The organism is Humibacter ginsenosidimutans (genome assembly GCF_007859675.1).
In the GTDB taxonomy this organism is placed as follows: domain Bacteria; phylum Actinomycetota; class Actinomycetes; order Actinomycetales; family Microbacteriaceae; genus Humibacter; species Humibacter ginsenosidimutans.
The window spans coordinates 3,281,283-3,300,853 of sequence record NZ_CP042305.1 but is presented as its reverse complement, the minus strand read 5'-3'; the positions used below and the strand labels follow the sequence as shown (position 1 = coordinate 3,300,853).

The window sequence follows — 19,571 nt, the reverse complement described above, 5'->3', positions numbered from 1 at the left end:
TCTGCGGACCGCACAAGCTGAGGGCGACTCGACCTGTGTCTCCCCGCACAATCGAAACGAACGGGTTGCGGATGCCCGTGGGCTGCGGAATCGTGGCCGACTCATGTCCGCGAACGGAAGGAGAGCCCATGCTCACCCTCACCGACAACGCAAGCACGATCGTGAAGACGCTGACGGCTCAGGCCGTCGATTCGCCGGACGGCGGGCTGCGCATCACGAATTCCGACACGAGCGACACGGCGTTCTCCGTGTCCGTCACCCCCGCGCCTGACGCCCACGACCAGGTCATCTCGAGCGGTGACGCGCGGGTCTTCGTCGACGAGAACGCCTCGGCGCTGCTCGCCGACAAGGAGCTGGATGCCCAACTCGACGAACAGGGCGCTGTGCACTTCGCGCTGGGACTGCAGTCGCAGTAGAAGCGCGGCATCCGCACCTCGATGCCGGCCACCCGGCGATTCGCTGAGGACTGCGGATCAGAAGGCCCCCGCCGTGGCGGGGGCCTTCTTCGTGTCGCGTCCGGCCGCCCGAGATGCGATCGCCGACGCGGTTCAGCCGCGCGGGATGTCGTGCCCTGTCGGTCGATACTCCTCGAGCACGATCCGTCCGTCGAGCACACGGACGCCAGACAGCTCGAGGTCCGCACTCGACACGTTCGCGAAGGCCGCCTGTCGACCGCTCGGGCCGGCCAGGAGCGGGAATCGCATGAGCCGCAGCACGTCCACCAGGCCGGCATGCAGCAGCTGCCCGGCCAGCGACATGCTCCCCCAGGTGCGGATGCGTTGGCCGCCCTCGTCCTTGAGCCTCCGCACATCGTTCGTCAGGTCGTGCCCCACCAGGGTGTTCGGCCAGTCGACGGCGTCGAGCGTGCGCGAGAACACGATCTTGTCCCTTCGCATCAAGGGTTCGCGGTCGTCGCTCCACACCGCCTCCGGCAATGCGGCGAACGTCTCGTACGTGCGCCGACCCATGACGATGGTCTCCGGCACGGCCTTCTCGGCGGTCGTCCACTGCAGCAGGTCGTCTCCCGCGTAGCCGAAGAACGGTGGCAGGCCGTCCCCACCCGCCCAGCCGTCGACCGACACGAAGAGGTCCACCACGACTTCTGCACTCATCATTCGTCTCCTTCTCCTGCGAATGGCCCGGCCCGGATGCTCGGCGCGTCGAGTCGAGGTCGGTTCAGGCGTGCGTGACGAAGTTCGCCATCATGGCCATGTCCTCGTGCTCGAGATTGTGGCAATGGAACACGAATCGTCCGACATGGTCGCGGAACCGCACGGCGATGCGGGCCTGCTCGCCCGGCACCAGGTCGATGGTGTCTTTCCAGCCCGCGTCGAAGGCACCCGGACCGTTGATCCCGCGGCTGATGACCTGGAAGGGATCGAGGTGGATGTGCACCGGGTGGTGGAAGTCGGCGAACAACTCCCAGATCTCGACATCGCCGAGGCGCGGAGACGCGGACACCTCGCTCGGGCTGAACGGACTGTTCCCGATGATCCAGCCGGACCGGTGGTCCACCGTGCCACGCTGAAATCGGAACCGTCGCGTGACCGTGGCCGATGCGGGATCCAGACGCTCGACGCTCGACAGCGCACTCGGCACCGTGTAGCGGGGTCCGGAAGTGGAGTTCACTCTGAATCGCATCACGTTCTTCATGCCGCCGTCGCCGAAGTCGTTGTACAGCGTGACCTCGGTCCCCGGAGCGAAACGGGAGAAATCCACAACGGCATCCAGTCGCTGCGCCGGCGCGAGCTCGAACGCGTCGTACGTGAGCGGGGCGTCGAGAAGGCCGCCTTCCGTGCCGATCTGCACGATGCCGTCGGTCGGGGGCGGGTCGAGTCGCAACCTGAGCCGACGGGCGTTGCAGGCGTTGAGCATCCGGATGCGGTAGCTCGCCCGCTCGACATCGGCGACGGGCCACGGAACACCGTTGACCAGCATGACATCGCCCAGCACCCCGGCGACGAAGCCACCCGTCACGCCGGGGGTCGTGGTGAGCGTGCGGTCGACCGCGGGATACAGAAGCGATCCGTCGTCGTTGAACGCCCTGTCCGTGAGGACAAGCGGTATCTCGCGGGCACCGTCGGGAAGCCCCAGCGCATCCTCTTCGTCGTCGTTCACGATGTGCGCGCCGGCCAGGCCGAACCAGACGCTCGGGCCGGTGAAGTCCATGCGGTGATCGTGGTACCAGAGCATCGCGGCTCGCTGTCGCAACGGATACCGATAGGTCCTGGTGCCGTTCGTCGTGTCACCCGCGGGCATCGGCGTCTCGTGCGACATCTCCTGATGCTGTCGCAGATAGGTCATGTCTTCCGGGTAGACATAGTCCGTGGGATAACCGTCGCTGTCGTGCGGCGTGTGTCCGCCGTGCAAGTGGGTGACGATCGGAACCGGAAGCCGGTTGCGATAGACGACCTCGATCGGATGGTTGCTGCGGCTCCGGATGAGCGGACCGGGGAAGATGCCGTTGTAGCCGAAGATCGTGGTCGTCAACCCAGGCAGGATGCGGGCACGCGCCGTGCGCGCCACGATCTCGTACCGGTCGACGTCGCCCGTCAGCACCGGCGTGAGGGTCGGCGGCACCACCAGCCGCTGCGTGAAGGGCCTCGGCAGTCTCGCCCTGCTCACCAGCTGTTGTCCGGTCGATGTGGCTCCGCTGGCCCCTACCGCGAACGGGATTCCGACAGCCAGCCCGACTCCGACCGCGACACCGCCCGCGATGAACGCTCTGCGGCTCACCGCGGCCATCGTGCCATCCAGGACCAGACCGCCATCGCCGCCGCAACCATGATGATCGCAACGCCGAGCGGGACGTGCGCCGCCAGTGCGTGTGCGAAGCCCAGGAAGATCTGCAACCCGATCAGCCCGAAAAGGGCGACGTACACGACGATCGGCCACCATGGACCCCCGCCCGGCCGCCAGAGCAGCACGGCGCAGACGGCGGCCGCGATGACGGAGATGCCCGCATAGGTGGCGTTCTCGCGGTGCACGTCGAGTGAGGCGTAGATGCCGGAGAGGAACTGCCCGGCGAAGATCGCCTGGTCGAAGAGCATGACGGCGGCGAGCGTGGCAGCGATCCGGAACAGAACACGGGGCCACGACGCAGCCACTGCACGAGCCTTCGGCGCAGTCCGGCGTGCCGTCCGAGGCACCGGCGGCGGTGAAGCGGCCTCCTGCATGACTCCCCCAATTAGGTTCATTTGAATCAGACTCAGATGAATCTATCATGGCGATACGATTCTGCGAAGGATGCGACCGAATCCGCCCGGACGCGAACGGAGGTGCGATGCGACCCGCTGCCATGGAGCTCGGACTCCTGCTTCGCCAGACTCATCGCCAGGCCTCCCAATCGTTGGGACGAGCGCTGGCACCGCTCGGAATCTCGTCACGGCACTTCGGCGTTCTCATGCTGCTCGAGCGCGATGGCACCTCCACCCAGCGCGACCTCGTCAACTCGACGGGAGGCGACAAGGCCGGCATGCAGAGGACCATCATCGAGCTGGAGACCATGGCCCTCATCCGACGCGAAGCGGATGCCGGTGACCGGCGGGTGATGAATCTCACCATTACGGATGCCGGCCGCCATCTGTTCGCGGACGCCCGACGGGCCGCCTCCTCCGTCGCCGACGAGCTCACCGCCGAGTTGGACGACGCCGAGCTCGACCAACTGCTCGCGCTGCTGCAGCGCATCAGGCGACGCGGTTGAGGCGACGGGCGCCGCAACGGCTCGGGGCCGATCAGTCACAGAGGAAACGAAAACGGCCCGCTTTCGCGAGCCGTTCTCTTACTGTCTCAACACAGTGTGCGCCATGAGGGATTCGAACCCCCAACCTTCTGATCCGTAGGCAGTGGTTACGGCCCACATTTGCCAATAGATCAAAGGGCGATCGTGGAGCCGTGCACACATTGGTGCACACATACTGAGGCTCCGCATGCGCTGTCAATCATCGGTTGCCAGCCCGCAGAGCTCGGCCTGACGTCGAGAGCAGCCTACGAGGCTCAGGCCCTTAGTAGGTGCTCCGGTCGTGTCGGTAGTTGCTGGACGAAGCGCTCAAGATCAGTCACTAGATACAGCGGTTTCGTGCCGGAGAAGTGAGGCGTGACATCACCCAGACGCACATGCTGACGCAACCGGGTTGGCGACATCCCCAGCGCCTCCGCAGCGGTGTTGTGGTCCATTGCCACCACCGCGGTCGGTCGCGCGGTGTCAGCTGAGGTCCGCGTGCTCATCAGATGCCTCCGGCGAGCCGAGACCACGGCGGCATGCGGTGTCGTGTCGGGATCACCTGCATGCCGGGTTCGTCCTTCAGCTCGATGTAACTGCCATCCAGCGCTCGAGCGCTTTGTCGCACCACCTCTGCCAGCGGCGAGTCCGTGGCAGTCATAACCGTCCACCCCTCATCCACCATCCACAGCGCGATCTCCAACGCTCGCACCTTCTCCGCGCTTGTGAGCACCTGAAGATCCGTCGACAGCAGCACCACGGTATGCGCACCGTCCTTGGTAACAAGGTTCACCAGCTCCGCCTTCATAACCTCCGCCCCTTTCACCAGTTGCTGATCGTTTTTGTTTGCCTTCCGGCGGAGAGATCAGTGGTGAGTGGAGGGGTGTGCAGTGCCGGGACCGTGGAATACCGGACGAAGCGGTAGCGCAGGAGGATATGCCGCGAAAGCCCGGAACGGAACGCCCCGGAAACGAACTACGATCGCGCAGCGGAAAGGCAAACAAGCCCCAGAAGACACAGCGCCGCCCTCCGTGGCGGCACTTCGGGCGGTCCGAGGCCATTCGCGTAACTGTCGGCGCCGCGAGATCCGCACCCTCATGGACGCACTAACGAGGCCGCCTGCCTCGTTAGAGTTCCCGGGATTCGCTTGCGCGCTCGTGCAATGCTTGAAGCATGTGGGAGGAGCAGTGGGGAATCACAGGGATCGGCTACGAGGGTCAGTCCGTCGAGACTTTCGTGTTGAGCCTCGAGCGCTGGCAAGTCAAAACGTTGTTCGATGTCCGGCTCAACCCGCTTTCACGGAAACCCGGCTTCTCGAAGAACGCAATGCGCTCTGCTCTTGAAGAGCACGGGATCGAATACGTCCACCTTCCGGCTCTTGGGAACCCGAAGGACAACCGCGACGGCTACGGCGAGCTCGGTACCGAGACTGCTAACGCGGCGCGCGGAACCTTCAAGCTGCGGCTGAATGACGAGACCGCGCAAGAAGCGCTTGACATGATCGTCACGGCGGCGGAGCGCATGCGTGTCGTCGTGATGTGCTTCGAGGGCAACACCCACAACTGCCACCGCGAGCAGGTGCTCGAGGAGGTGGAGTGCCGCTTGCGTGCGCTCGTCAGCGCCTAGAGGCTGTCGAAGACAAGCACCGAGCCATAGTCGGAGGCGACAGGCGGGTAGTAGAAGCCAAGGATCGAGAAGCTCGTGCGCTTGATCATGTCGTGCATGTTGCCTACATAGAAGTACACGCGGTTCTTTGGCCCGCAGATCTCGTCCTGAAACCTAGCCGTGATCTTCTCGATTGCGATGTCGTCGGCGTCACTTCTCAGGCGGCGCTGGAAGACCGTGAACTCCCAGTCGAGGATTGTCTGAGTGTGGCCCCTGCACGTTGGAGTGTCACAGAACCAGGTGATCTGGCCAGCGAAGCGGGGCCGCTCGAGCGGCGGTGGCGGGATCTCACCGAAGATCGGTATCTGTTGCTGGGCATTCTGAATCTTCGCCCACTCGGCATCCGTCCAATCCCGATCGACGCTGACCTTCATTGACCTAAGCTTCCGGACTCGCACCAGCCCGAGCGACGGGCCGTTTTTGTCCTTCTTGATGCCCTCGTTGAGCTCGCACATCGTCGGCCCGATGAGCTGCTCGACGATCTTCCCGCGGCTCTCCCAGCCCTCGATTACCCTCCCAGCCGGGTTGATCGATGCATGGACCACCCGATGACTCTCAATGCGTTTGTCGTTAGTCGGCGCGATCAGGTCGGCTTCGATCACCTGGTACTTGTGAAAGCGCTGCGCCTCGGAGAACCAGCGCATCGGAACTGGGTACAGACGCACCCACTCGATCGGCATGCTGTCGACTCGGATGCCTGCCACACACGTTGTGTCACCGTACTGCGTGGACGGCTCAGGCGATGCAGTGACGGTCACTAAGACGCGGGCATGCTCCTGCTGAACCACAGCTCTCTCCTTGTTAGGCAAGCGTTCCTCATCTTGCCGCCGGGCAAGGATATGCCGGTCCGCCGCGCCGACACACTCTCTCCAATTGGACTGGGGGACACGACACGCATGCGTTAGCATCTGCGTATGGATGCAGATACTGCGATCTGTGGGCGCGAGGTCGACAGCCAATACGTGGAGCTGGCGGTCGAGGTGTTCTCGATGCTGGCCGACGCCACACGGGTACGGATAGTCCTCGCTCTCCGAGATGTTGAAGAGCTGTCGGTGAACCACCTGGCGGACATCGTAGACAAGCCGCCGTCGGCCGTCTCCCAACATCTGGCGAAGCTGCGCCTGGCACGCATTGTTGCGACCCGTCAGGACGGCCAACGAGTTTTCTACCGGCTGGAGAACGAGCACGCCAGGCAGCTCGTGTCCGATGCGATCTTCCAAGCCGAGCACTCCTTGGGAGGGGCGCCGCGCCACCATCACGCACAGACCGAGGAACAGGCATGACCTCCCCCCCACACGCACGAGCACGAACATCCGCACGACCACGACCATCAGCACGAGCACCACGGTCACGGGCACGAGCACGAGCACCACGGTCACGGGCACGAGCACAACCACCACGACAGCCATGACCATGAACACGGGCATGACCATCCACACGGTGGGATAAAGGGCTTCCTCTACGACCTATTCGTGCCTCATACGCATGATGCCGCCGACTCAGTGGATGACGCCTTGGAAGCGAGCAGGGCGGGTGTGACTGCGGTCAAGATCTCGATGTTCGCGCTACTGGGGACGACAGTTCTGCAGTTCGTGTTCGTGCTCTTCACCGGATCGGTCGCCTTGCTGGCAGACACGATCCACAACTTCGCAGACGCCCTGACTGCGGTCCCACTGTGGATCGCGTTCGTGCTCGGCCGTCGTGTCGCCACCCGCCGCTACACGTACGGCTACGGACGCGCTGAGGACCTTGCGGGCATGTTCATCATCTTCGTCGTAGCGCTCTCGGCGGTCGTTGCGGGTTGGGAAGCGATCGACCGATTCATCCATCCCCGGCCGGTGGAAAACGCGTGGTGGCTGATTGCCGCCGGATTGATCGGATTTGCAGGCAACGAGCTCGTGGCCATCTACCGCATCCGTGTGGGTCGCCGGATCGGCTCTGCGGCACTGGTGGCCGATGGTGTTCACGCTCGCCTCGACGGAATCACTTCGCTGTCCGTCGTGCTCGGTGCGATCGGAGTGATGATCGGTTTCCCCTTGGCCGACCCGATCATCGGCCTACTCATCGCCATCTCGATCCTGATCCTGCTGTGGGGCACCGTAAGGTCCGTCGGTGCACGCCTGATGGATGCCGTCGACCCTCACTTCATCGAGCGGGCCGAGCACGCGCTCCAGCACACGCAAGGCGTGACCGGCATTCAGGGCGTCAAGCTGCGTTGGATAGGACACCGTCTCATCGGGTCCGCAATCGTCACCACCGACAAGGTGGAACTGCATGAGGCCACGCACATCGCCGAGCACGCATCCGAGCACGTTCGCGGCGAATTGCGCAACCTCGACGACTTCGTCGTGACACCGACGCCAACCGACCGCTGAACGAAACCACTCAAGAGGAGAGAAACCCCATGTCCGTCGTCAAGATCAACGCCATCCACGTCCCGGAAGGACGCGGAGGCGACCTCGAGGCTCGCTTCGCGGGTCGCGACCATGCCGTCGGCCAACAGCCCGGCTTCGAGAGCTTCCAGCTTCTTCGCCCCGTCAAGGGCGAAGACCGCTACTTCGTCGTCAGCACCTGGGACAGCGAGGACTCCTACCAGGCGTGGCGCGCGGGCGAGAGCGGTGCCCACCACGGCGGACCCAATCCGGTCGCCACCGATGCCGACCTCCTCGAATTCGAAGTGGTCGACCTGTAGGCGTTCTAATGCAGCAAACAAGCTGACTCATGCGCCGCGCTTTCCCGATTGACGGTCGCGCGGCTCAGGGGACTCTACGAGCGCACTAGACGTGCGATGGCGTCGGAGGCTTCCTTGATCTTCGCCTCAGCATCGTCACCGCCGAGTTTGACGGCGTCGCTGACGCAGTGTTTGAGATGGTCGTCCATCAGGCCGAGCGCGACGGATTGGAGGGCGGAGGTGAGCGCAGAGATCTGGGTCAGGATGTCGATGCAGTACTTCTCTTCATCGACCATCCGATAGATCCCACGCGCTTGCCCTTCGATGCGCTTAAGCCGGTTGAGGTAGTTCGACTTGTCGGTTATATAGCCGTGGTCGGCATGTTCCTCGTTGTTCATGGTCGAAGTTCCTTCGGGTTCAATGCTGCGCGGCGCTGAGGCAGCGGCAACAGTGGCATCACGCTCGCCCGTCCGACACGAAAAGTACGAAACCAGCGGAGCGAGCCGCCCGCGGCCAGCGGCACTGAGATCAGGTTACCGACTCATGGGCTCCTGGCGTTCCGGGTTTCGCCGGGAAGATGTCGCGGTAGAGGTCGCCGCCGAAGCTCGTCGGAAGCGGGTCGCCCTCGATCAGCCGGAACGTACGCTCGCGTTCTGCTCGCAAGAAGTAGGCCTCTGTGTCACCGACGAAGCCGTGCGCGAGGTCGTACAGATGCGTGACATAGGCGACACGAATGCCCGACTCCAGCAGAGCGTGCACGATCTGCCGCGCGATCTCGGACCCTTCGCGCTCGTTCGTCGCGGCGAACGACTCGTTGAACAGCATCAGCGCGCCCGGCTGGATCTGCATCACCACCTCGTGCATCCGCGCAAGTTCCTCGTCGAATTTGCCGCTGGCGAGTTCGACGTCTTCCTCGCGCTTGAAGTGCGTGTACACGCCATTCACGACGGTGGCGGACAAGGACTTCGCCGGCACGAACATGCCGGCCTGCATCATCAGCTGGGCGAGACCCATGCTGCGCAGAAACGTGGACTTGCCGCCACGGTTGGCACCCGTGATGACGACCAGCCTGTGGCCGCCGGCATCGACCGTGTTGCCGATGATGGGGCTGCCTGAGCTCACGAGCGCGAGGCTGACGTCGTACAACTCGTCGCACGAGAACTCATGCCGCTCGGCGGGAACCGGCAGCGGAAAGCCGGTGTGCAGACCGCGGTCTTCCAGTGCGTGCGCAAGGTTCACGCATCCGAGGTAGAAGCCGAGCTCCCTGCGCATCATCACGAAGAAGCTCAGGATGTGGTCGGTGGAGCGGGCCAGCGCATCGGCCACCAGGTTGAGGCCCTTGCCGCGCATCACCGTCAGCGCGTTGGCGCCGGCCTCGTCGCGCTCTGCGATGCGGAACGACGGCGTGGGGTGCGTGAACGACTCCCACTTCTCACCCAGTGTGCGCTTCCCGTGCTCCGGCCGACGCAGCACGATCGCCGATGGCTTGCCACCGTGGTCGAGATGGGCACCGATCAGGATGCTGCCTCGGAACCGCAGCCGTCGCAGGTGACGGTCGATCTCCTCGAAGTAGGCGTCGTCGAGCTCCTGAAGCGTCATCGTGAAGAACCGGCGGAACCCATCGGAGGCGAACTCGTCGCCATGCTCGGCGGCGATCGCACGCAGAGTGCGCAGGAGGGAGACAAAGATCTCCAGTACCTGCACGGCATGGCCGAGGATCGCACTCGGGTTTCGATCGCTCAGCCACCCGTACACCTTGCGCTGACGGGTGATCGCGTCGACGGCGATGTCGTACAGTTCGCGAACGATCTCTTCGTTCCGCAAGCAGTCCTGCAGAACCGCCTGCCGATAGCGGATGTCGTCGACGCTCGTCAGCGATTCGAGAACCACACGACGCGCGGTCTCGGCGAGGAACTTGTCGTCTGCGGCCATCGCCTCGATCACGGGATCGAGCTCGAGGTCTTCGGTGAGTACCTGGGCGTTCAGCGGCGGTCTGGGTTCCGTCGGCAGGGCGCGATCGGGAAAGAGCAGGTAGGTCTTCATGGTCATGCTCCCTTCTCGACCGGGTCGAGTAAAACCCGCGACTCCGATTGGGTTCCCTCGATCGACTGCCTGACCTGCGCGTTCCGGAGCCGGTACTTGTCGGCGAGAGCGAGGGCGTAGGCCAGCCCGTCCGCCGGGCGCCGTTCGAGTTTGAATGTGCGCTTGGTCGGCTCAGCAGGATCGACCGCGGCGACCATGCTCACGGTCGTGTCGCTGAGGGTCGTGAGCTCGTCGACGAAGGTGACACAGACGGCGAGGATGTCCCGTTCGATGATCTGCTTCAGCACCGCAGTACCGAGCAGGATCGAGTCGTCGAGCGTGGTCGAGTTGAAGATCTCGTTCATGATGACGACGCTGTCGCTCGTCGCCGCCTCGAGGATCTTCCGGATGCGAACCAGCTCGTCCTCGAGCTTGCCGCGCAGATTGCTGATGTCCTCCTGCTTCTCGTAGTGCGTGAACAGCGCGTCGAACAGGAACAGCGACGCTGAGGAACCGGGCACCGGCAGCCCGAGTTCGGCCAGCCAGTGCAGTTGGCCGAACGTGCGCGAGAACGTCGTCTTTCCGCCCTGGTTCGCACCCGTCACCACGATCAGCCGTTCGGGTTCGCGCAGTTCGAAATCGTTCGTCACCATGGACGCCCGGTGCCTGTCGAGCTTCTCGGCCAGGGCGAGGTCGAACGTGTGCTGCGCGGAGACCGCTTTGGAGGCCGACACCCGGGGCATGCAGAACTCCAGGCCGTCCTCCACCATCGGTGCGAGGTGCTCGAGATACGAGAGATAGAACTGCAACTCCCGGTCGACCCGTGCGACCGTCGGGTCCAGGTAGGCGGCAGGCTCGGAGCAGGCGTACTCCCGCACATACTGATCGAGTGCCGCGAAGACGTGCTGGTTCTCCTCCCCCACCAGCCGCAGCACGCCCTCCTCCACGCGGTCCGCGTCGACGTAATCGGTGTACCGCACCCGGTGATCCTTCACCTCGCCCTGCTTGAACCGGGCGAACGTCGCCTCCACCTCAGCGCTGTAGTCCGGCTGATCGGCGAACGGCGCCACCTCCACTCGCAGTCCGTCGATCCGAACCGTGAAGTGGATCTCATCGAGGCGCGATCGGATATCTGCGGCGCGTTCGACCGCCTCCGTGAACGCCTGCCCTGTGACGAGTGCATCGAGCCAGTCGCGCAAGGCGAGCATCCCGGCGGACCGCAGCGGGACATCCTTCAGCGCCCGGGCGAAATCGCGGACGGCGCCCTGGTGCGTGACGATGGCCGAAAGCACCCAGAACGGGCGCTGCTCCCGCGCGAAGAGCCTGGACGCCTGGACGAAACGTGCTCGGTGCAGCCGCATGCCCTCTGCGAATTCCGCTGCCGCATGATGCACCGCCGGATGCGCGAGGTCCGTGTACACACCTTGCCGGTACTCGATCACCTCGCTGTCGCGGACGGCCGTCCAGTAGATGGGCGGCAACTCGTATTCCTCGCGCGAAGCCGTCAGCGTCTCGACGATCTGGTCGAGGCCGAGGTCGCGGAAACACTCCGGTTCCTTCGTCGCGAACGGTGCGCTGACCCGGTTCGAGCCGGGAAACAGGATGCTCTCGAACATCACTTCTGCTCCTCTCATCCGCTCCGAGGTCGGTCGGTGCGGGGAGAAGCCATCAGCGGTTCGTTCCGCGGTTGCGGCGAGCTTCATCGCCGTGTTCCACCAACCAGTGTGCCCGAGAAGCCGCATTACCGCCACCATGCGGTACGTGCGCGCCGAGTGTCGGTAGGCTGATCGAACGGCGATGGATCCCGCCGGGGCGCCGATGCCTGAACCGCACCAACGCTGATGGTTCCTACCCCCTTGAAACGGAGGTAGACCATGTCTGGGAACAGCGTGGAGATGATCGTCGAGATCCCCGCCGGCTGCCGCAACAAGTACGAGGTCGACCACGACTCCGGCCGCGTTCGGCTGGACCGCACCCTCTACACATCGATGGTGTACCCCGCCGACTACGGTTTCATCGACCACACGCTGGCCGACGACGGCGACCCTCTCGATGCCCTCGTGCTGCTGGACGAGCCGACCTTTCCCGGCGTCGTGGTGTCGATCCGCCCGGTGGGTCTCTTCCGCATGGACGATGAGAACGGACACGACGCCAAGGTGATCGCGGTGCCGGACGGCGACCCGCGCTGGGCGGAGATCCGCGAGATCGGCGACGTGCCGGCCATGACCCGTGACCGCATCGCGCACTTCTTCACCCACTACAAGGAGCTGGAACCGGGCAAGTTCGTCTCGGTGCACGGCTTCGGCTTACGCCGCGACGCCGAAGTGCTGCTGCACGACGCACAGCAGTCGTACCGGTACGGCGACGTCTACGAGAGCTGACCGCACCACCGCTCCACCAGCCACAGCCAGCGATGACTCGAGAACGAGGATGCCCATGCCGGACGACGACGAAAAGCTCACCCCCGACGCCGAGGCAACCAGGCCCAGCCCGGAATCCGGTCCGGAGACACCGAACGGTGACGAGGAACCGGACTCACAGCGCTGGCTGACGTCAGGCGTCGTCTCGGTCGGGGCAGCGAGCTTCTTCTCCGACTCCGGGCACGAGATCGTCACCAGCGTCTTCCCCGCCTTTCTCACCGGCGTACTGGGCGGCACAGCCGCGTCTCTCGGCGTGATCGAGGGCGTCAGCGACGCCCTGGTCGGAGCAGCGAAGGTGGTCGGCGGCCCGCTCGCGAACGATCCCGCGAGGCGCGGCCGGCTCGCCACCGGCGGCTACCTGATCACCGCCATCGCCACGGCCGCGATCGGTCTTGCGACCGCGGTCTGGCAGGCCGGCCTGCTCCGTGGCCTGGCGTGGGCGTCGCGCGGCATCCGTTCCCCCGCCAGGGACTCGCTGCTCAGTTCGATCTCGAATCCGCGCGCATTCGGGCGATCGTTCGGCGTCGAACGAGCAGGCGACAACCTCGGCGCCGTCGTCGGGCCGCTCGTGGCCTCCGTGCTCGTCGCCTGGCTCGGGCTGCGGCCGTCGATCTGGTTCGCGTTCATTCCGGGCATCCTCGCGGCCCTCGCCATCACGTTCGCCGGAAGGGAAGCCCTTCGGCGACACCGAAACCGCGTGCGCACCCCCTTCCGCCTCGACGTGAAGGGTTTACGCGCGGCGGGCCTCGCCCGGCCGATGCTTCCGGTGCTGCTCTTCGAGTGCGGAAACCTGGCGACCACTCTGCTGATCCTCCGCGCAACGGATGCCCTCAAAGCGGACGGTCTCGCGGCCGCCGCATCCGTCGCCATCCTTCTCTATGCGGCGCACAACGCCGTCGCGGCCCTCGTCTCCTTCGCCGGCGGAGCGTGGCTGGACCGGATCGGCCCGCGACCCGTGTTCGCGATGGGTGCGGGCGTCTACGTCGTGTCGTACCTGTTCTTCGGGCTCGACGTGTCGGCCTGGCCGCTGCTTCTCATCGGATTCGTGCTCGCCGGAGCCGGCATCGGCTTCGCCGAGACGGCCGAGTCCGCACTGGTGGCGCAGGCGCTCCCCGACCGCCTGCGCGGAAGCGGGTTCGGCGTGATCGGGGGAATCCAGGCGATCGGCAACATCGTCGGAACCGTGGTCGCGGGCATCCTGTATGCGGCGGTCTCCCCGGTCGCCGCGTTCGTGTATGCCGCAGCGTGGATGCTGCTCTCCGTCGCCGCATCGGTGCTCTTCACGCACCGCACGTCTCCCGGTGTGGGATCTGATGCGAAGAAGAATCGTTCAGAGTGAGCGCATTTCCTGGCGTTCAGCATTGGAGCCAACGCCGACGACTCATGATCGTGTTGACATTGAACGCCGCTCTGATCCTCGCTCTTGTCACGGTGGGACTGTTCGCGCACTCGGTCAGCGTGCTTGCCGCCGCGGGCGACACCCTGGGCGATTGCCTCGGTCTCGTCATCGGGCTGATCGCCGTGTCACTTCGGGACCGAAATCCCGATCATCCGCATGCTCAACGCCCGATCGCAATTGCTGCTCTCGTGAATGCGTGTCTGCTGATCATCGTGGCAGTATCCGTTGTCGTCGAATCCATCGTGAGGCTCGCGGAGGGCATCCCAACGGTGTACGGGCTGCCCGTCGTCGTCGTGAGCGTGATCACCGTGGTGGTGATGCTAGTGGGTGCCTCAGTACTCGGCTTCGCGGCGTCAGACGAAGACATCCACATGCGATCGGTGCTCCTGGATGCCCTAGCCGACGCCGCAGCTGCCGCAGGTGTGACGATTGCTGGCGCGATCATCCTGATCTCCGGCGGACTGTATTGGCTCGACCCGGTGCTCGCATTGGCCATCTCTGCGTTCATCGGGATCGCCGCAGCCCGACTGGGCTTGAAGGCCATCGGTGCCCTGCGTGGACGAGCCGCGGAATTCCATGACAACTAGACGTAGACCCGGCCCGATCCGACGAAGGATCCATCACACCCGAGCGCCATCACAGGGATGAGCCCACCCAGAGACTTCCGAAGCCGACCGCGACGGTGACGATGAGCACCGCGAAGCCGTTGGTTGCCGCCATCACGTATTCGCGTTCCTGCACGAGCCTCATCGTCTCGATGCTCGCCGTGCTGAAGGTGGTGTACCCGCCCATCATCCCCGTGCCGAGCACGAGGACCCACGGTGGCGGAAGCAGAGCGTGCAGTGTGAGCCCGGTGAGGAAGCCGAGCAGGAGTGAACCCGACACGTTGATGATCGCCGTTCCCCATGGGAACACCGATCGCACGCGCGATCGCACCAGCCCGTCGACGACGAACCGCAACGCCGCCCCGACGCCGCCGGCCACGCAGAGCGCCGCGAAGACTGCCGGTGTCATCGTCCCCGTCTTCCCGGCAGCGCACGCCACCGCTGAATCTCCGCGCCCACGGCGATCCCGGCGAAGGCTGCGGCGGCACCGCCGATGACGCTGAGCATGCCGTAGACGATTCCGACCCACGCGTGGCCGGCGGTGAAGGTCTGCGCCACGCCGACCGCAAGCGTGCTGTACGTGGTGTATCCACCCATGAATCCGGTGCCGACGAGCAGCCGCAGCATCCGGCGATGCCCCTCGTCGCGGCCGAGGTGAAGCAGCGTCTCGAGCACCACGCCAAGCGCGAACGCACCGGTGAGATTGATCAGGAAGATCGCCGTGGGAAACGCACCGGCCGCGGGTATGACGAGACTCAGCGCCTCCCGCACACCGGTCCCCGCCGCTCCGCCGAGTGTGACGACCCCGATGTATCGCCAGCGCAGGTGCACGGGGCGTGGGCGTTCGGGTCGGTGCGCATCGGCCACTTCGAGGTCGCTGTCGACCGGAAGCTCGTCCGTGATGGTTCCTGGGTCGTCGTTCAGAGCGGATGCCTTTCCCTTTTCGCCGCTAGCGCAGCCCGTATCGAAGCGACGGCTCGCGCCGGGCGATGTGCAGCAGACGGTTGTACTTCGCGACCCGCTCGCCTCGCGCCGGCGACCCCGACTTGATCTGGCCAACGCCGGAGCCGACAACCAGGTCCGCGATGAACGTGTCCATCGTCTCCCCGGAGCGGTGCGACACCATGCACGCCATGTCGTTCTCGCGCGCAGTGGCGATCGCGTCGAAGGTCTGACTCACCGTGCCGATCTGATTCACCTTGATGAGTGCAGCATTCGAGTAGCGCTTCTCCGCACCGTCCCGGATGCGTGCCGGATCGGTGACATACAGGTCGTCGCCGACGAGCTGCGTCGTGTCGTGCACTCGCTCGTACATCAGCTGCCACCCCTCGAAGTCGTCTTCGGCGAAGCCGTCCTCGATGCTCCAGATCGGGTAGTCGCCGAGCAGGCCATCGTAGTAGTCGACGAGCTGTCGCCGGTCGAGCCGCCTACCTTCGACCTGGTAGCTGCCGTCGCCCAGATAGAACCCGTTGGCGGCGGGATCGATGGCGATCTTCACGTCCTCCGTGCTGTAGCCGGCTTCCACGATCGCCGCCAGCAGCAGGTCGAGAGCTTGCACGGGGCTGGACAACGCCGGCGCGAAACCGCCCTCGTCGCCTAAGCCGGCCGTGCCGAACTTCTCACGCACCGCACCCTGAAGCGTGTGGTAGATCTCCGACCCCACACGCACGGCCGCCTGCTCCGAAGAAACACCGACCGGAGCGAGCATGAACTCCTGGAAGTCCAGGTCGTTGGCCGCGTGAGCGCCGCCGTTGAGAACGTTGAAGTGCGGCACGGGAAGCAGCGGCTGCGAGCCGGTCTGGCCCGCGATCCAGGTGTACAGCGGAACGCCGGCGATGTGCGCGAACGCCCGTGATGCCGCCATCGAGACGGCGACGACGGCGTTGGCGCCCAACCGCGAAAGGTTCGACGTGTAGTCCAGCGATCGGAGCGCATCGTCGAGATCACGGATGCTCGACCAGGCCGTTCCGGTGAGCATCGCAGCGATCTCGCCCTCGACACCCGCCACGGCGTTCAACACGCCGCGTCCCGAGTATTCGACTCCTTGGTCACGCAGTTCGACTGCCTCGAACGCTCCCGTGGATGCACCGGCCGGCGCGGCCGCCGCGTGCACGGAACCGTCGTCGAGCGTGAGGGCGACAGAGATTGTCGGCCATCCGCGAGAGTCGAGCACCTGTTCGGCCTCGACGGACCTGATGGTCAATGCCTGACTGGGCATGGGTCACCTACCTCGACTCGTGGAGAGTTGCAGTAGGAGTCATCGGCCAACGTGGCGGTTGGAGCGACTGGTCGACTCAGTGCTCGGGTGGGAACCCCATCACCCAGTTCTTGAGGCTACACGACGAACGTTCTTAGGGCGGTGGTAGCAACAGCACCCGTCGCCATGGCAAGGCTGCCGACCTGTGCGAGCATGCCGTGATTCGGCCGAGCCGTGCTGGCCCGCGCCTTGCGGCTTCCAACCGACCTACGACGACCGGGAACCCAGCAATTCCTTGACGAGTGTGCTCACCCGTTCCTTGATCTCGTCCCGGATGAGACGCACCTGATCCGCAGGCTTGCCTGCGGGATCGGTGAGTTCCCAGTCGTCGTAACGTTTGCCGGGGAAGATCGGGCAGGCGTCGCCGCAGCCCATCGTGATCACGATGTCGGCGTCACGTACCTGGTCAGTGGTCAGCAGCTGCGGGATGGTGCCGGTGATATCGATACCGTCTTCCGCCATGACCTGCACGGCGACCGGGTTGATGGTGTCGCCGGGTTCGGAACCTCCGGAGAGGACCTGAACAAGGCCGCCGGAGAGCGCGCGAGCATAGCCCGCGGCCATCTGGGAGCGACCCGCGTTGTGCACGCAGACGAACAGGATCGTGGGTGTCTCAGGCATGGCGTCCTCAGTCTCGAATGGGGGCCGGCCGCCTGGGCATGCCTCGGCGACCGGCAGAGGGTCAGCAGCAGCCGGGCTCGCAGCAGCCCTCTTCGGGGTCACAACAACCGTTCATCATGGTTTCCTCCTTTCATCGACATCTGTCGATTCATACAGTCTGCGACCGAACATCGATGACTGTCAATCTTGTGCGAGACTGGGAGCATGTCCATCGCCGAGCCGCTCCCGATCCGCGACCTGCAAGCGTGTTGTGCCCCGCTCACGCGCGAGCCGATCGACAGCGCACATGCGGAATCCCTAGCCAAGTCCTTGAAAGCGCTCGCCGACCCGGCACGACTCCGCCTCCTGTCGATGGTGGCCGCGCACGCCGACGGCGAAGCATGCGTTTGTGACCTGACCGACCCGCTCGGGCTCGTCCAGTCCACGGTCTCCCACCACGTGAAGGTTCTGGTGGACGCCGGCTACCTCACGGTCTCCAAGCGCGGCACCTGGCACTATTACCGTCTCGTACCGGGTGCCCTGGACGCCGTGTCCAGCCTTCTGACGACGGTCTGATGACCGGACGGCATCCGCTCTGGCGCTCATGCGTCGCCGAGCTGCTCGGCACCGGCATGCTCACCCTCGCCGTGGTCGGCTCCGGCATCGCCGCCAGCCAGCTATCGAAGGATCACGGCATCCAACTGGCCATCAACGCGTCCGCCACTGGGCTCACGCTCTACGTGATCATCGTCGTTGTGGCGCCCGTCTCCGGCGCCCACCTGAACCCCGTCGTGTCACTGGTCGACGTCGCACTCGGAAGCCGACCCTGGAAGCACCTGGCCGGTTATCTGCCCGCGCAACTCATCGGCGGCGCGCTCGGGGTGATCCTGGCCAACACGATCTTCGGCAAAGCCCCGGTCTCTCTCGGCACCGCCGACCGCCTCACGGTCGCACATCTGGCTGCGGAAGTCGTTGCGACGGCGGGACTCGTGCTGGTGATCTTCACCCTCGCGCGTGGCCCGCAGCACCGGACGGTACCCGTCGCCGTTGCCGCCTACATCACTGCCGCGTACTTCTTCACCTCCTCAACGAGCTTCGCCAACCCCGCCGTCACACTCGGGCGGATCTTGACCGACACCTTCACCGGAATCACACCAGCCTCCGCGCTCGCATTCCTGCCCGCCCAACTCATCGGCGCCGCGGTGGGCGCCGCCTGCGCCGTGATGCTCTTCCCGTCGCGCCGCGTCGTCAACGACGGCAGTCGCGCTGGGTTCGATCGTCACGAACGAGGCGTGCAACTCCCCCGGCACACGGGTAGCCCCATTGCTTGACGTGCAGTGGCCAGGTTTGGTCTACACAGACTGCACACTCCGCGCGGCGATGGATCGCGAGGAGAGGTCGTGGCGAGCAGCGCAGGCCAGCCGTCGTGCCTCGGCTACACGCTTGACGGCGCCCACGCCGACGAGCGATATCTGTACCGACGGCGGGTTCGCTGATGAGCCGGATTGCCGACGCCGAACTGAGCCTGCATTTCGGTCGTCTCAGCGGGGACATGGCCTACAAGCTGAACGCGCTCCTGGCGATACTCACAGTGGTGACCGGATCGCCACGAATTGATGGCGGATGCTTGAGAGCGTGCAGAGCCGGAATCGAGGAACGCGAATGCCAGATGACGAAAGGGCATCAGGCCGACCGACACTGATCGTCGGCGTGGTGCGCGAGCAACCGGACGACGTCGTGCGGCAGGCGATCCGCTTCGCCGAACTGCTCGGCGCCTCCCTCGTGCTCGCCACCGTGGACCCCACCCGCTACACGACCGGGCGCAACCCGGATGGCAGCGTCTCCGCGTTCGCCATCGACCCGGACTCGGACGAGCCGATCACCGAGGAGTTCGACTCCGAGTTCGCCGAGCACCTTCGCCATCTGCTGGAACCCACCGACGTCACCTGGAGTCTGCGCGCGCTCGCCGGCGACCCCGCGCACGAACTGGCCCGCCTCGCCCACGAACTGGACGCGGTCGCCATCGTGGTCGGCACACGCAAACGAGGACTTCGAACCACAGCGCACGAGTTCTTCAACGGTTCCGTCGCCGTGCACTTGGCACATCGGCAGCACCACCCGGTGATCATCATCCCGCTCGACCCCGTCGCGCACGGTGAGCGACTCCCCTGGGAGTAGCTGGCGAGATCCATTCCTCCGGGTGACCGTGGT

General features: G+C 65.1%; 24 protein-coding genes and 3 riboswitches. Of the genes, 12 read left to right on the top strand and 12 right to left on the bottom strand.

Annotation, left to right across the window (positions count from 1 at the left end):
- Positions 1–128: 128 nt before the first annotated feature.
- On the top strand, positions 129–416 hold the full coding sequence (locus FPZ11_RS15295; protein WP_146321958.1) for a Fe-S cluster assembly protein HesB: 288 nt from the start codon (positions 129–131) through the stop codon (positions 414–416).
- A 132-nt stretch (positions 417–548) separates the two neighbouring features.
- Here FPZ11_RS15295 and FPZ11_RS15290 read toward each other — a convergent pair whose 3' ends face one another.
- From FPZ11_RS15290 to FPZ11_RS15280, 3 genes are all read right to left on the bottom strand, one after another.
- Positions 549–1,115 carry a dihydrofolate reductase family protein gene (locus FPZ11_RS15290; protein ID WP_146321957.1) on the bottom strand — a complete coding sequence of 189 codons (567 nt, stop codon included), beginning with the start codon at positions 1,113–1,115 and terminating at the stop codon, positions 549–551.
- Between the two features lie 61 nt (positions 1,116–1,176).
- Positions 1,177–2,745 (bottom strand): multicopper oxidase family protein, encoded by a 1,569-nt coding sequence (locus FPZ11_RS15285; RefSeq protein WP_146321956.1) that lies wholly within the window; start codon positions 2,743–2,745, stop codon positions 1,177–1,179.
- The gene (locus tag FPZ11_RS15280) at positions 2,733–3,107 is read right to left on the bottom strand and encodes a hypothetical protein (protein ID WP_146321955.1); all 375 of its coding nucleotides are present in this window, start codon (positions 3,105–3,107) and stop codon (positions 2,733–2,735) included. The genes FPZ11_RS15285 and FPZ11_RS15280 overlap by 13 nt, the downstream gene beginning before the upstream one ends.
- Positions 3,108–3,283: 176 nt before the next feature.
- On the opposite strand from FPZ11_RS15280, the gene FPZ11_RS15275 reads away from it, so the two are divergent.
- Positions 3,284–3,703: a MarR family winged helix-turn-helix transcriptional regulator gene (locus FPZ11_RS15275; protein WP_168203864.1), complete on the top strand. Its 420-nt coding sequence runs from the start codon at positions 3,284–3,286 to the stop codon at positions 3,701–3,703.
- Positions 3,704–4,226: 523 nt separating this feature from the next.
- On the opposite strand, the gene FPZ11_RS15270 is transcribed toward FPZ11_RS15275, so the two are convergent.
- The gene (locus FPZ11_RS15270) at positions 4,227–4,529 is read right to left on the bottom strand and encodes a hypothetical protein (protein WP_022900141.1); all 303 of its coding nucleotides are present in this window, start codon (positions 4,527–4,529) and stop codon (positions 4,227–4,229) included.
- Positions 4,530–4,894: 365 nt separating this feature from the next.
- Here FPZ11_RS15270 and FPZ11_RS15265 point away from each other — a divergent pair, with 365 nt between their 5' ends.
- A complete protein-coding gene (locus FPZ11_RS15265; RefSeq protein ID WP_022900140.1) occupies positions 4,895–5,347 on the top strand; it encodes a DUF488 domain-containing protein in 453 nt (150 codons plus the stop codon).
- On the opposite strand, the gene FPZ11_RS15260 is transcribed toward FPZ11_RS15265, so the two are convergent.
- On the bottom strand, positions 5,344–6,294 hold the full coding sequence (locus FPZ11_RS15260) for a DUF8757 domain-containing protein (RefSeq protein ID WP_496559533.1): 951 nt from the start codon (positions 6,292–6,294) through the stop codon (positions 5,344–5,346). The two genes, FPZ11_RS15265 and FPZ11_RS15260, sit on opposite strands and share 4 nt — an antisense overlap.
- Before the next feature lie 6 nt (positions 6,295–6,300).
- On the opposite strand from FPZ11_RS15260, the gene FPZ11_RS15255 reads away from it, so the two are divergent.
- The 3 genes from FPZ11_RS15255 to FPZ11_RS15245 all read left to right on the top strand — a co-directional run bounded on the left by FPZ11_RS15255 (position 6,301) and on the right by FPZ11_RS15245 (position 8,078).
- Positions 6,301–6,669: an ArsR/SmtB family transcription factor gene (locus FPZ11_RS15255; RefSeq protein WP_022900138.1), complete on the top strand. Its 369-nt coding sequence runs from the start codon at positions 6,301–6,303 to the stop codon at positions 6,667–6,669.
- Positions 6,670–6,858: 189 nt separating this feature from the next.
- Positions 6,859–7,761: a cation diffusion facilitator family transporter gene (locus FPZ11_RS15250; RefSeq protein ID WP_026940009.1), complete on the top strand. Its 903-nt coding sequence runs from the start codon at positions 6,859–6,861 to the stop codon at positions 7,759–7,761.
- Positions 7,762–7,790: 29 nt separating this feature from the next.
- Positions 7,791–8,078 (top strand): antibiotic biosynthesis monooxygenase family protein, encoded by a 288-nt coding sequence (locus FPZ11_RS15245; protein ID WP_026940008.1) that lies wholly within the window; start codon positions 7,791–7,793, stop codon positions 8,076–8,078.
- 74 nt (positions 8,079–8,152) lie between these two features.
- Here the strand turns inward: FPZ11_RS15245 and FPZ11_RS15240 are convergent, their stop codons facing one another.
- The 3 genes from FPZ11_RS15240 to FPZ11_RS15230 all read right to left on the bottom strand — a co-directional run bounded on the left by FPZ11_RS15240 (position 8,153) and on the right by FPZ11_RS15230 (position 11,695).
- The gene (locus tag FPZ11_RS15240; protein WP_022900136.1) at positions 8,153–8,455 is read right to left on the bottom strand and encodes a metal-sensitive transcriptional regulator; all 303 of its coding nucleotides are present in this window, start codon (positions 8,453–8,455) and stop codon (positions 8,153–8,155) included.
- Between the two features lie 130 nt (positions 8,456–8,585).
- Positions 8,586–10,106, bottom strand: coding sequence for a MutS-related protein (locus FPZ11_RS15235; RefSeq protein ID WP_022900135.1), 1,521 nt, complete (start codon positions 10,104–10,106; stop codon positions 8,586–8,588).
- Entirely contained in the window at positions 10,103–11,695 is a 1,593-nt protein-coding gene (locus FPZ11_RS15230) for a MutS-related protein (protein ID WP_168203863.1), read from the bottom strand. Before FPZ11_RS15230 ends, FPZ11_RS15235 begins: the two co-directional genes overlap by 4 nt.
- 36 nt (positions 11,696–11,731) lie before the next feature.
- Positions 11,732–11,795, bottom strand: a riboswitch (Fluoride riboswitch).
- A 68-nt stretch (positions 11,796–11,863) separates the two neighbouring features.
- Positions 11,864–11,937: riboswitch (Fluoride riboswitch) on the top strand.
- 16 nt (positions 11,938–11,953) lie between these two features.
- On the opposite strand from FPZ11_RS15230, the gene FPZ11_RS15225 reads away from it, so the two are divergent.
- Genes FPZ11_RS15225 through FPZ11_RS15215 form a run of 3 tightly spaced genes read left to right on the top strand, consistent with a single transcriptional unit; the run spans position 11,954 to position 14,485 of the window.
- Complete coding sequence (locus FPZ11_RS15225) at positions 11,954–12,460, top strand: inorganic diphosphatase (RefSeq protein ID WP_026940006.1); 507 nt, start codon at positions 11,954–11,956, stop codon at positions 12,458–12,460.
- A gap of 55 nt (positions 12,461–12,515) precedes the next feature.
- A complete protein-coding gene (locus tag FPZ11_RS15220; RefSeq protein ID WP_022900133.1) occupies positions 12,516–13,838 on the top strand; it encodes an MFS transporter in 1,323 nt (440 codons plus the stop codon).
- Between the two features lie 44 nt (positions 13,839–13,882).
- Positions 13,883–14,485 carry a cation diffusion facilitator family transporter gene (locus tag FPZ11_RS15215; protein WP_022900132.1) on the top strand — a complete coding sequence of 201 codons (603 nt, stop codon included), beginning with the start codon at positions 13,883–13,885 and terminating at the stop codon, positions 14,483–14,485.
- A gap of 49 nt (positions 14,486–14,534) precedes the next feature.
- Here the strand turns inward: FPZ11_RS15215 and FPZ11_RS15210 are convergent, their stop codons facing one another.
- The 4 genes from FPZ11_RS15210 to FPZ11_RS15195 form a co-directional block, all read right to left on the bottom strand.
- Positions 14,535–14,912: a fluoride efflux transporter FluC gene (locus FPZ11_RS15210; protein WP_022900131.1), complete on the bottom strand. Its 378-nt coding sequence runs from the start codon at positions 14,910–14,912 to the stop codon at positions 14,535–14,537.
- Positions 14,909–15,370, bottom strand: coding sequence for a fluoride efflux transporter FluC (locus FPZ11_RS15205; RefSeq protein ID WP_245558921.1), 462 nt, complete (start codon positions 15,368–15,370; stop codon positions 14,909–14,911). The genes FPZ11_RS15210 and FPZ11_RS15205 overlap by 4 nt, the downstream gene beginning before the upstream one ends.
- Positions 15,371–15,452: 82 nt before the next feature.
- Positions 15,453–16,721, bottom strand: a complete 1,269-nt coding sequence (gene eno / locus FPZ11_RS15200) for a phosphopyruvate hydratase (RefSeq protein ID WP_022900129.1) — start codon at positions 16,719–16,721, stop codon at positions 15,453–15,455.
- A 26-nt stretch (positions 16,722–16,747) separates the two neighbouring features.
- Positions 16,748–16,834: riboswitch (Fluoride riboswitch) on the bottom strand.
- A gap of 133 nt (positions 16,835–16,967) precedes the next feature.
- Positions 16,968–17,381, bottom strand: a complete 414-nt coding sequence (locus FPZ11_RS15195) for an arsenate reductase ArsC (protein ID WP_022900128.1) — start codon at positions 17,379–17,381, stop codon at positions 16,968–16,970.
- Positions 17,382–17,585: 204 nt separating this feature from the next.
- On the opposite strand from FPZ11_RS15195, the gene FPZ11_RS15190 reads away from it, so the two are divergent.
- From FPZ11_RS15190 to FPZ11_RS15180, 3 genes are all read left to right on the top strand, one after another.
- Positions 17,586–17,936 carry an ArsR/SmtB family transcription factor gene (locus FPZ11_RS15190; RefSeq protein ID WP_022900127.1) on the top strand — a complete coding sequence of 117 codons (351 nt, stop codon included), beginning with the start codon at positions 17,586–17,588 and terminating at the stop codon, positions 17,934–17,936.
- Positions 17,936–18,691: an aquaporin gene (locus FPZ11_RS15185; RefSeq protein ID WP_022900126.1), complete on the top strand. Its 756-nt coding sequence runs from the start codon at positions 17,936–17,938 to the stop codon at positions 18,689–18,691. The genes FPZ11_RS15190 and FPZ11_RS15185 overlap by 1 nt, the downstream gene beginning before the upstream one ends.
- A gap of 331 nt (positions 18,692–19,022) precedes the next feature.
- Complete coding sequence (locus tag FPZ11_RS15180; RefSeq protein ID WP_022900125.1) at positions 19,023–19,538, top strand: universal stress protein; 516 nt, start codon at positions 19,023–19,025, stop codon at positions 19,536–19,538.
- Positions 19,539–19,571 lie beyond the last annotated feature (33 nt).

Excerpts from the sequence above, each read along its gene's own strand:
- FPZ11_RS15295 (WP_146321958.1), top strand. The coding sequence starts at position 129 with ATGCTCACCCTCACCGACAACGCAAGCACGATCGTGAAGACGCTGACG.
- FPZ11_RS15290 (WP_146321957.1), bottom strand. The coding sequence starts at position 1,115 with ATGATGAGTGCAGAAGTCGTGGTGGACCTCTTCGTGTCGGTCGACGGC.
- FPZ11_RS15285 (WP_146321956.1), bottom strand. The coding sequence starts at position 2,745 with ATGGCCGCGGTGAGCCGCAGAGCGTTCATCGCGGGCGGTGTCGCGGTC.
- FPZ11_RS15275 (WP_168203864.1), top strand. The coding sequence starts at position 3,284 with ATGCGACCCGCTGCCATGGAGCTCGGACTCCTGCTTCGCCAGACTCAT.
- FPZ11_RS15270 (WP_022900141.1), bottom strand. The coding sequence starts at position 4,529 with ATGAAGGCGGAGCTGGTGAACCTTGTTACCAAGGACGGTGCGCATACC.
- FPZ11_RS15265 (WP_022900140.1), top strand. The coding sequence starts at position 4,895 with ATGTGGGAGGAGCAGTGGGGAATCACAGGGATCGGCTACGAGGGTCAG.
- FPZ11_RS15260 (WP_496559533.1), bottom strand. The coding sequence starts at position 6,294 with ATGCTAACGCATGCGTGTCGTGTCCCCCAGTCCAATTGGAGAGAGTGT.
- FPZ11_RS15255 (WP_022900138.1), top strand. The coding sequence starts at position 6,301 with ATGGATGCAGATACTGCGATCTGTGGGCGCGAGGTCGACAGCCAATAC.
- FPZ11_RS15245 (WP_026940008.1), top strand. The coding sequence starts at position 7,791 with ATGTCCGTCGTCAAGATCAACGCCATCCACGTCCCGGAAGGACGCGGA.
- FPZ11_RS15240 (WP_022900136.1), bottom strand. The coding sequence starts at position 8,455 with ATGAACAACGAGGAACATGCCGACCACGGCTATATAACCGACAAGTCG.
- FPZ11_RS15235 (WP_022900135.1), bottom strand. The coding sequence starts at position 10,106 with ATGACCATGAAGACCTACCTGCTCTTTCCCGATCGCGCCCTGCCGACG.
- FPZ11_RS15230 (WP_168203863.1), bottom strand. The coding sequence starts at position 11,695 with ATGTTCGAGAGCATCCTGTTTCCCGGCTCGAACCGGGTCAGCGCACCG.
- FPZ11_RS15225 (WP_026940006.1), top strand. The coding sequence starts at position 11,954 with ATGTCTGGGAACAGCGTGGAGATGATCGTCGAGATCCCCGCCGGCTGC.
- FPZ11_RS15220 (WP_022900133.1), top strand. The coding sequence starts at position 12,516 with ATGCCGGACGACGACGAAAAGCTCACCCCCGACGCCGAGGCAACCAGG.
- FPZ11_RS15215 (WP_022900132.1), top strand. The coding sequence starts at position 13,883 with ATGATCGTGTTGACATTGAACGCCGCTCTGATCCTCGCTCTTGTCACG.
- FPZ11_RS15210 (WP_022900131.1), bottom strand. The coding sequence starts at position 14,912 with ATGACACCGGCAGTCTTCGCGGCGCTCTGCGTGGCCGGCGGCGTCGGG.
- eno (WP_022900129.1), bottom strand. The coding sequence starts at position 16,721 with ATGCCCAGTCAGGCATTGACCATCAGGTCCGTCGAGGCCGAACAGGTG.
- FPZ11_RS15195 (WP_022900128.1), bottom strand. The coding sequence starts at position 17,381 with ATGCCTGAGACACCCACGATCCTGTTCGTCTGCGTGCACAACGCGGGT.
- FPZ11_RS15190 (WP_022900127.1), top strand. The coding sequence starts at position 17,586 with ATGTCCATCGCCGAGCCGCTCCCGATCCGCGACCTGCAAGCGTGTTGT.
- FPZ11_RS15185 (WP_022900126.1), top strand. The coding sequence starts at position 17,936 with ATGACCGGACGGCATCCGCTCTGGCGCTCATGCGTCGCCGAGCTGCTC.
- FPZ11_RS15180 (WP_022900125.1), top strand. The coding sequence starts at position 19,023 with ATGCCAGATGACGAAAGGGCATCAGGCCGACCGACACTGATCGTCGGC.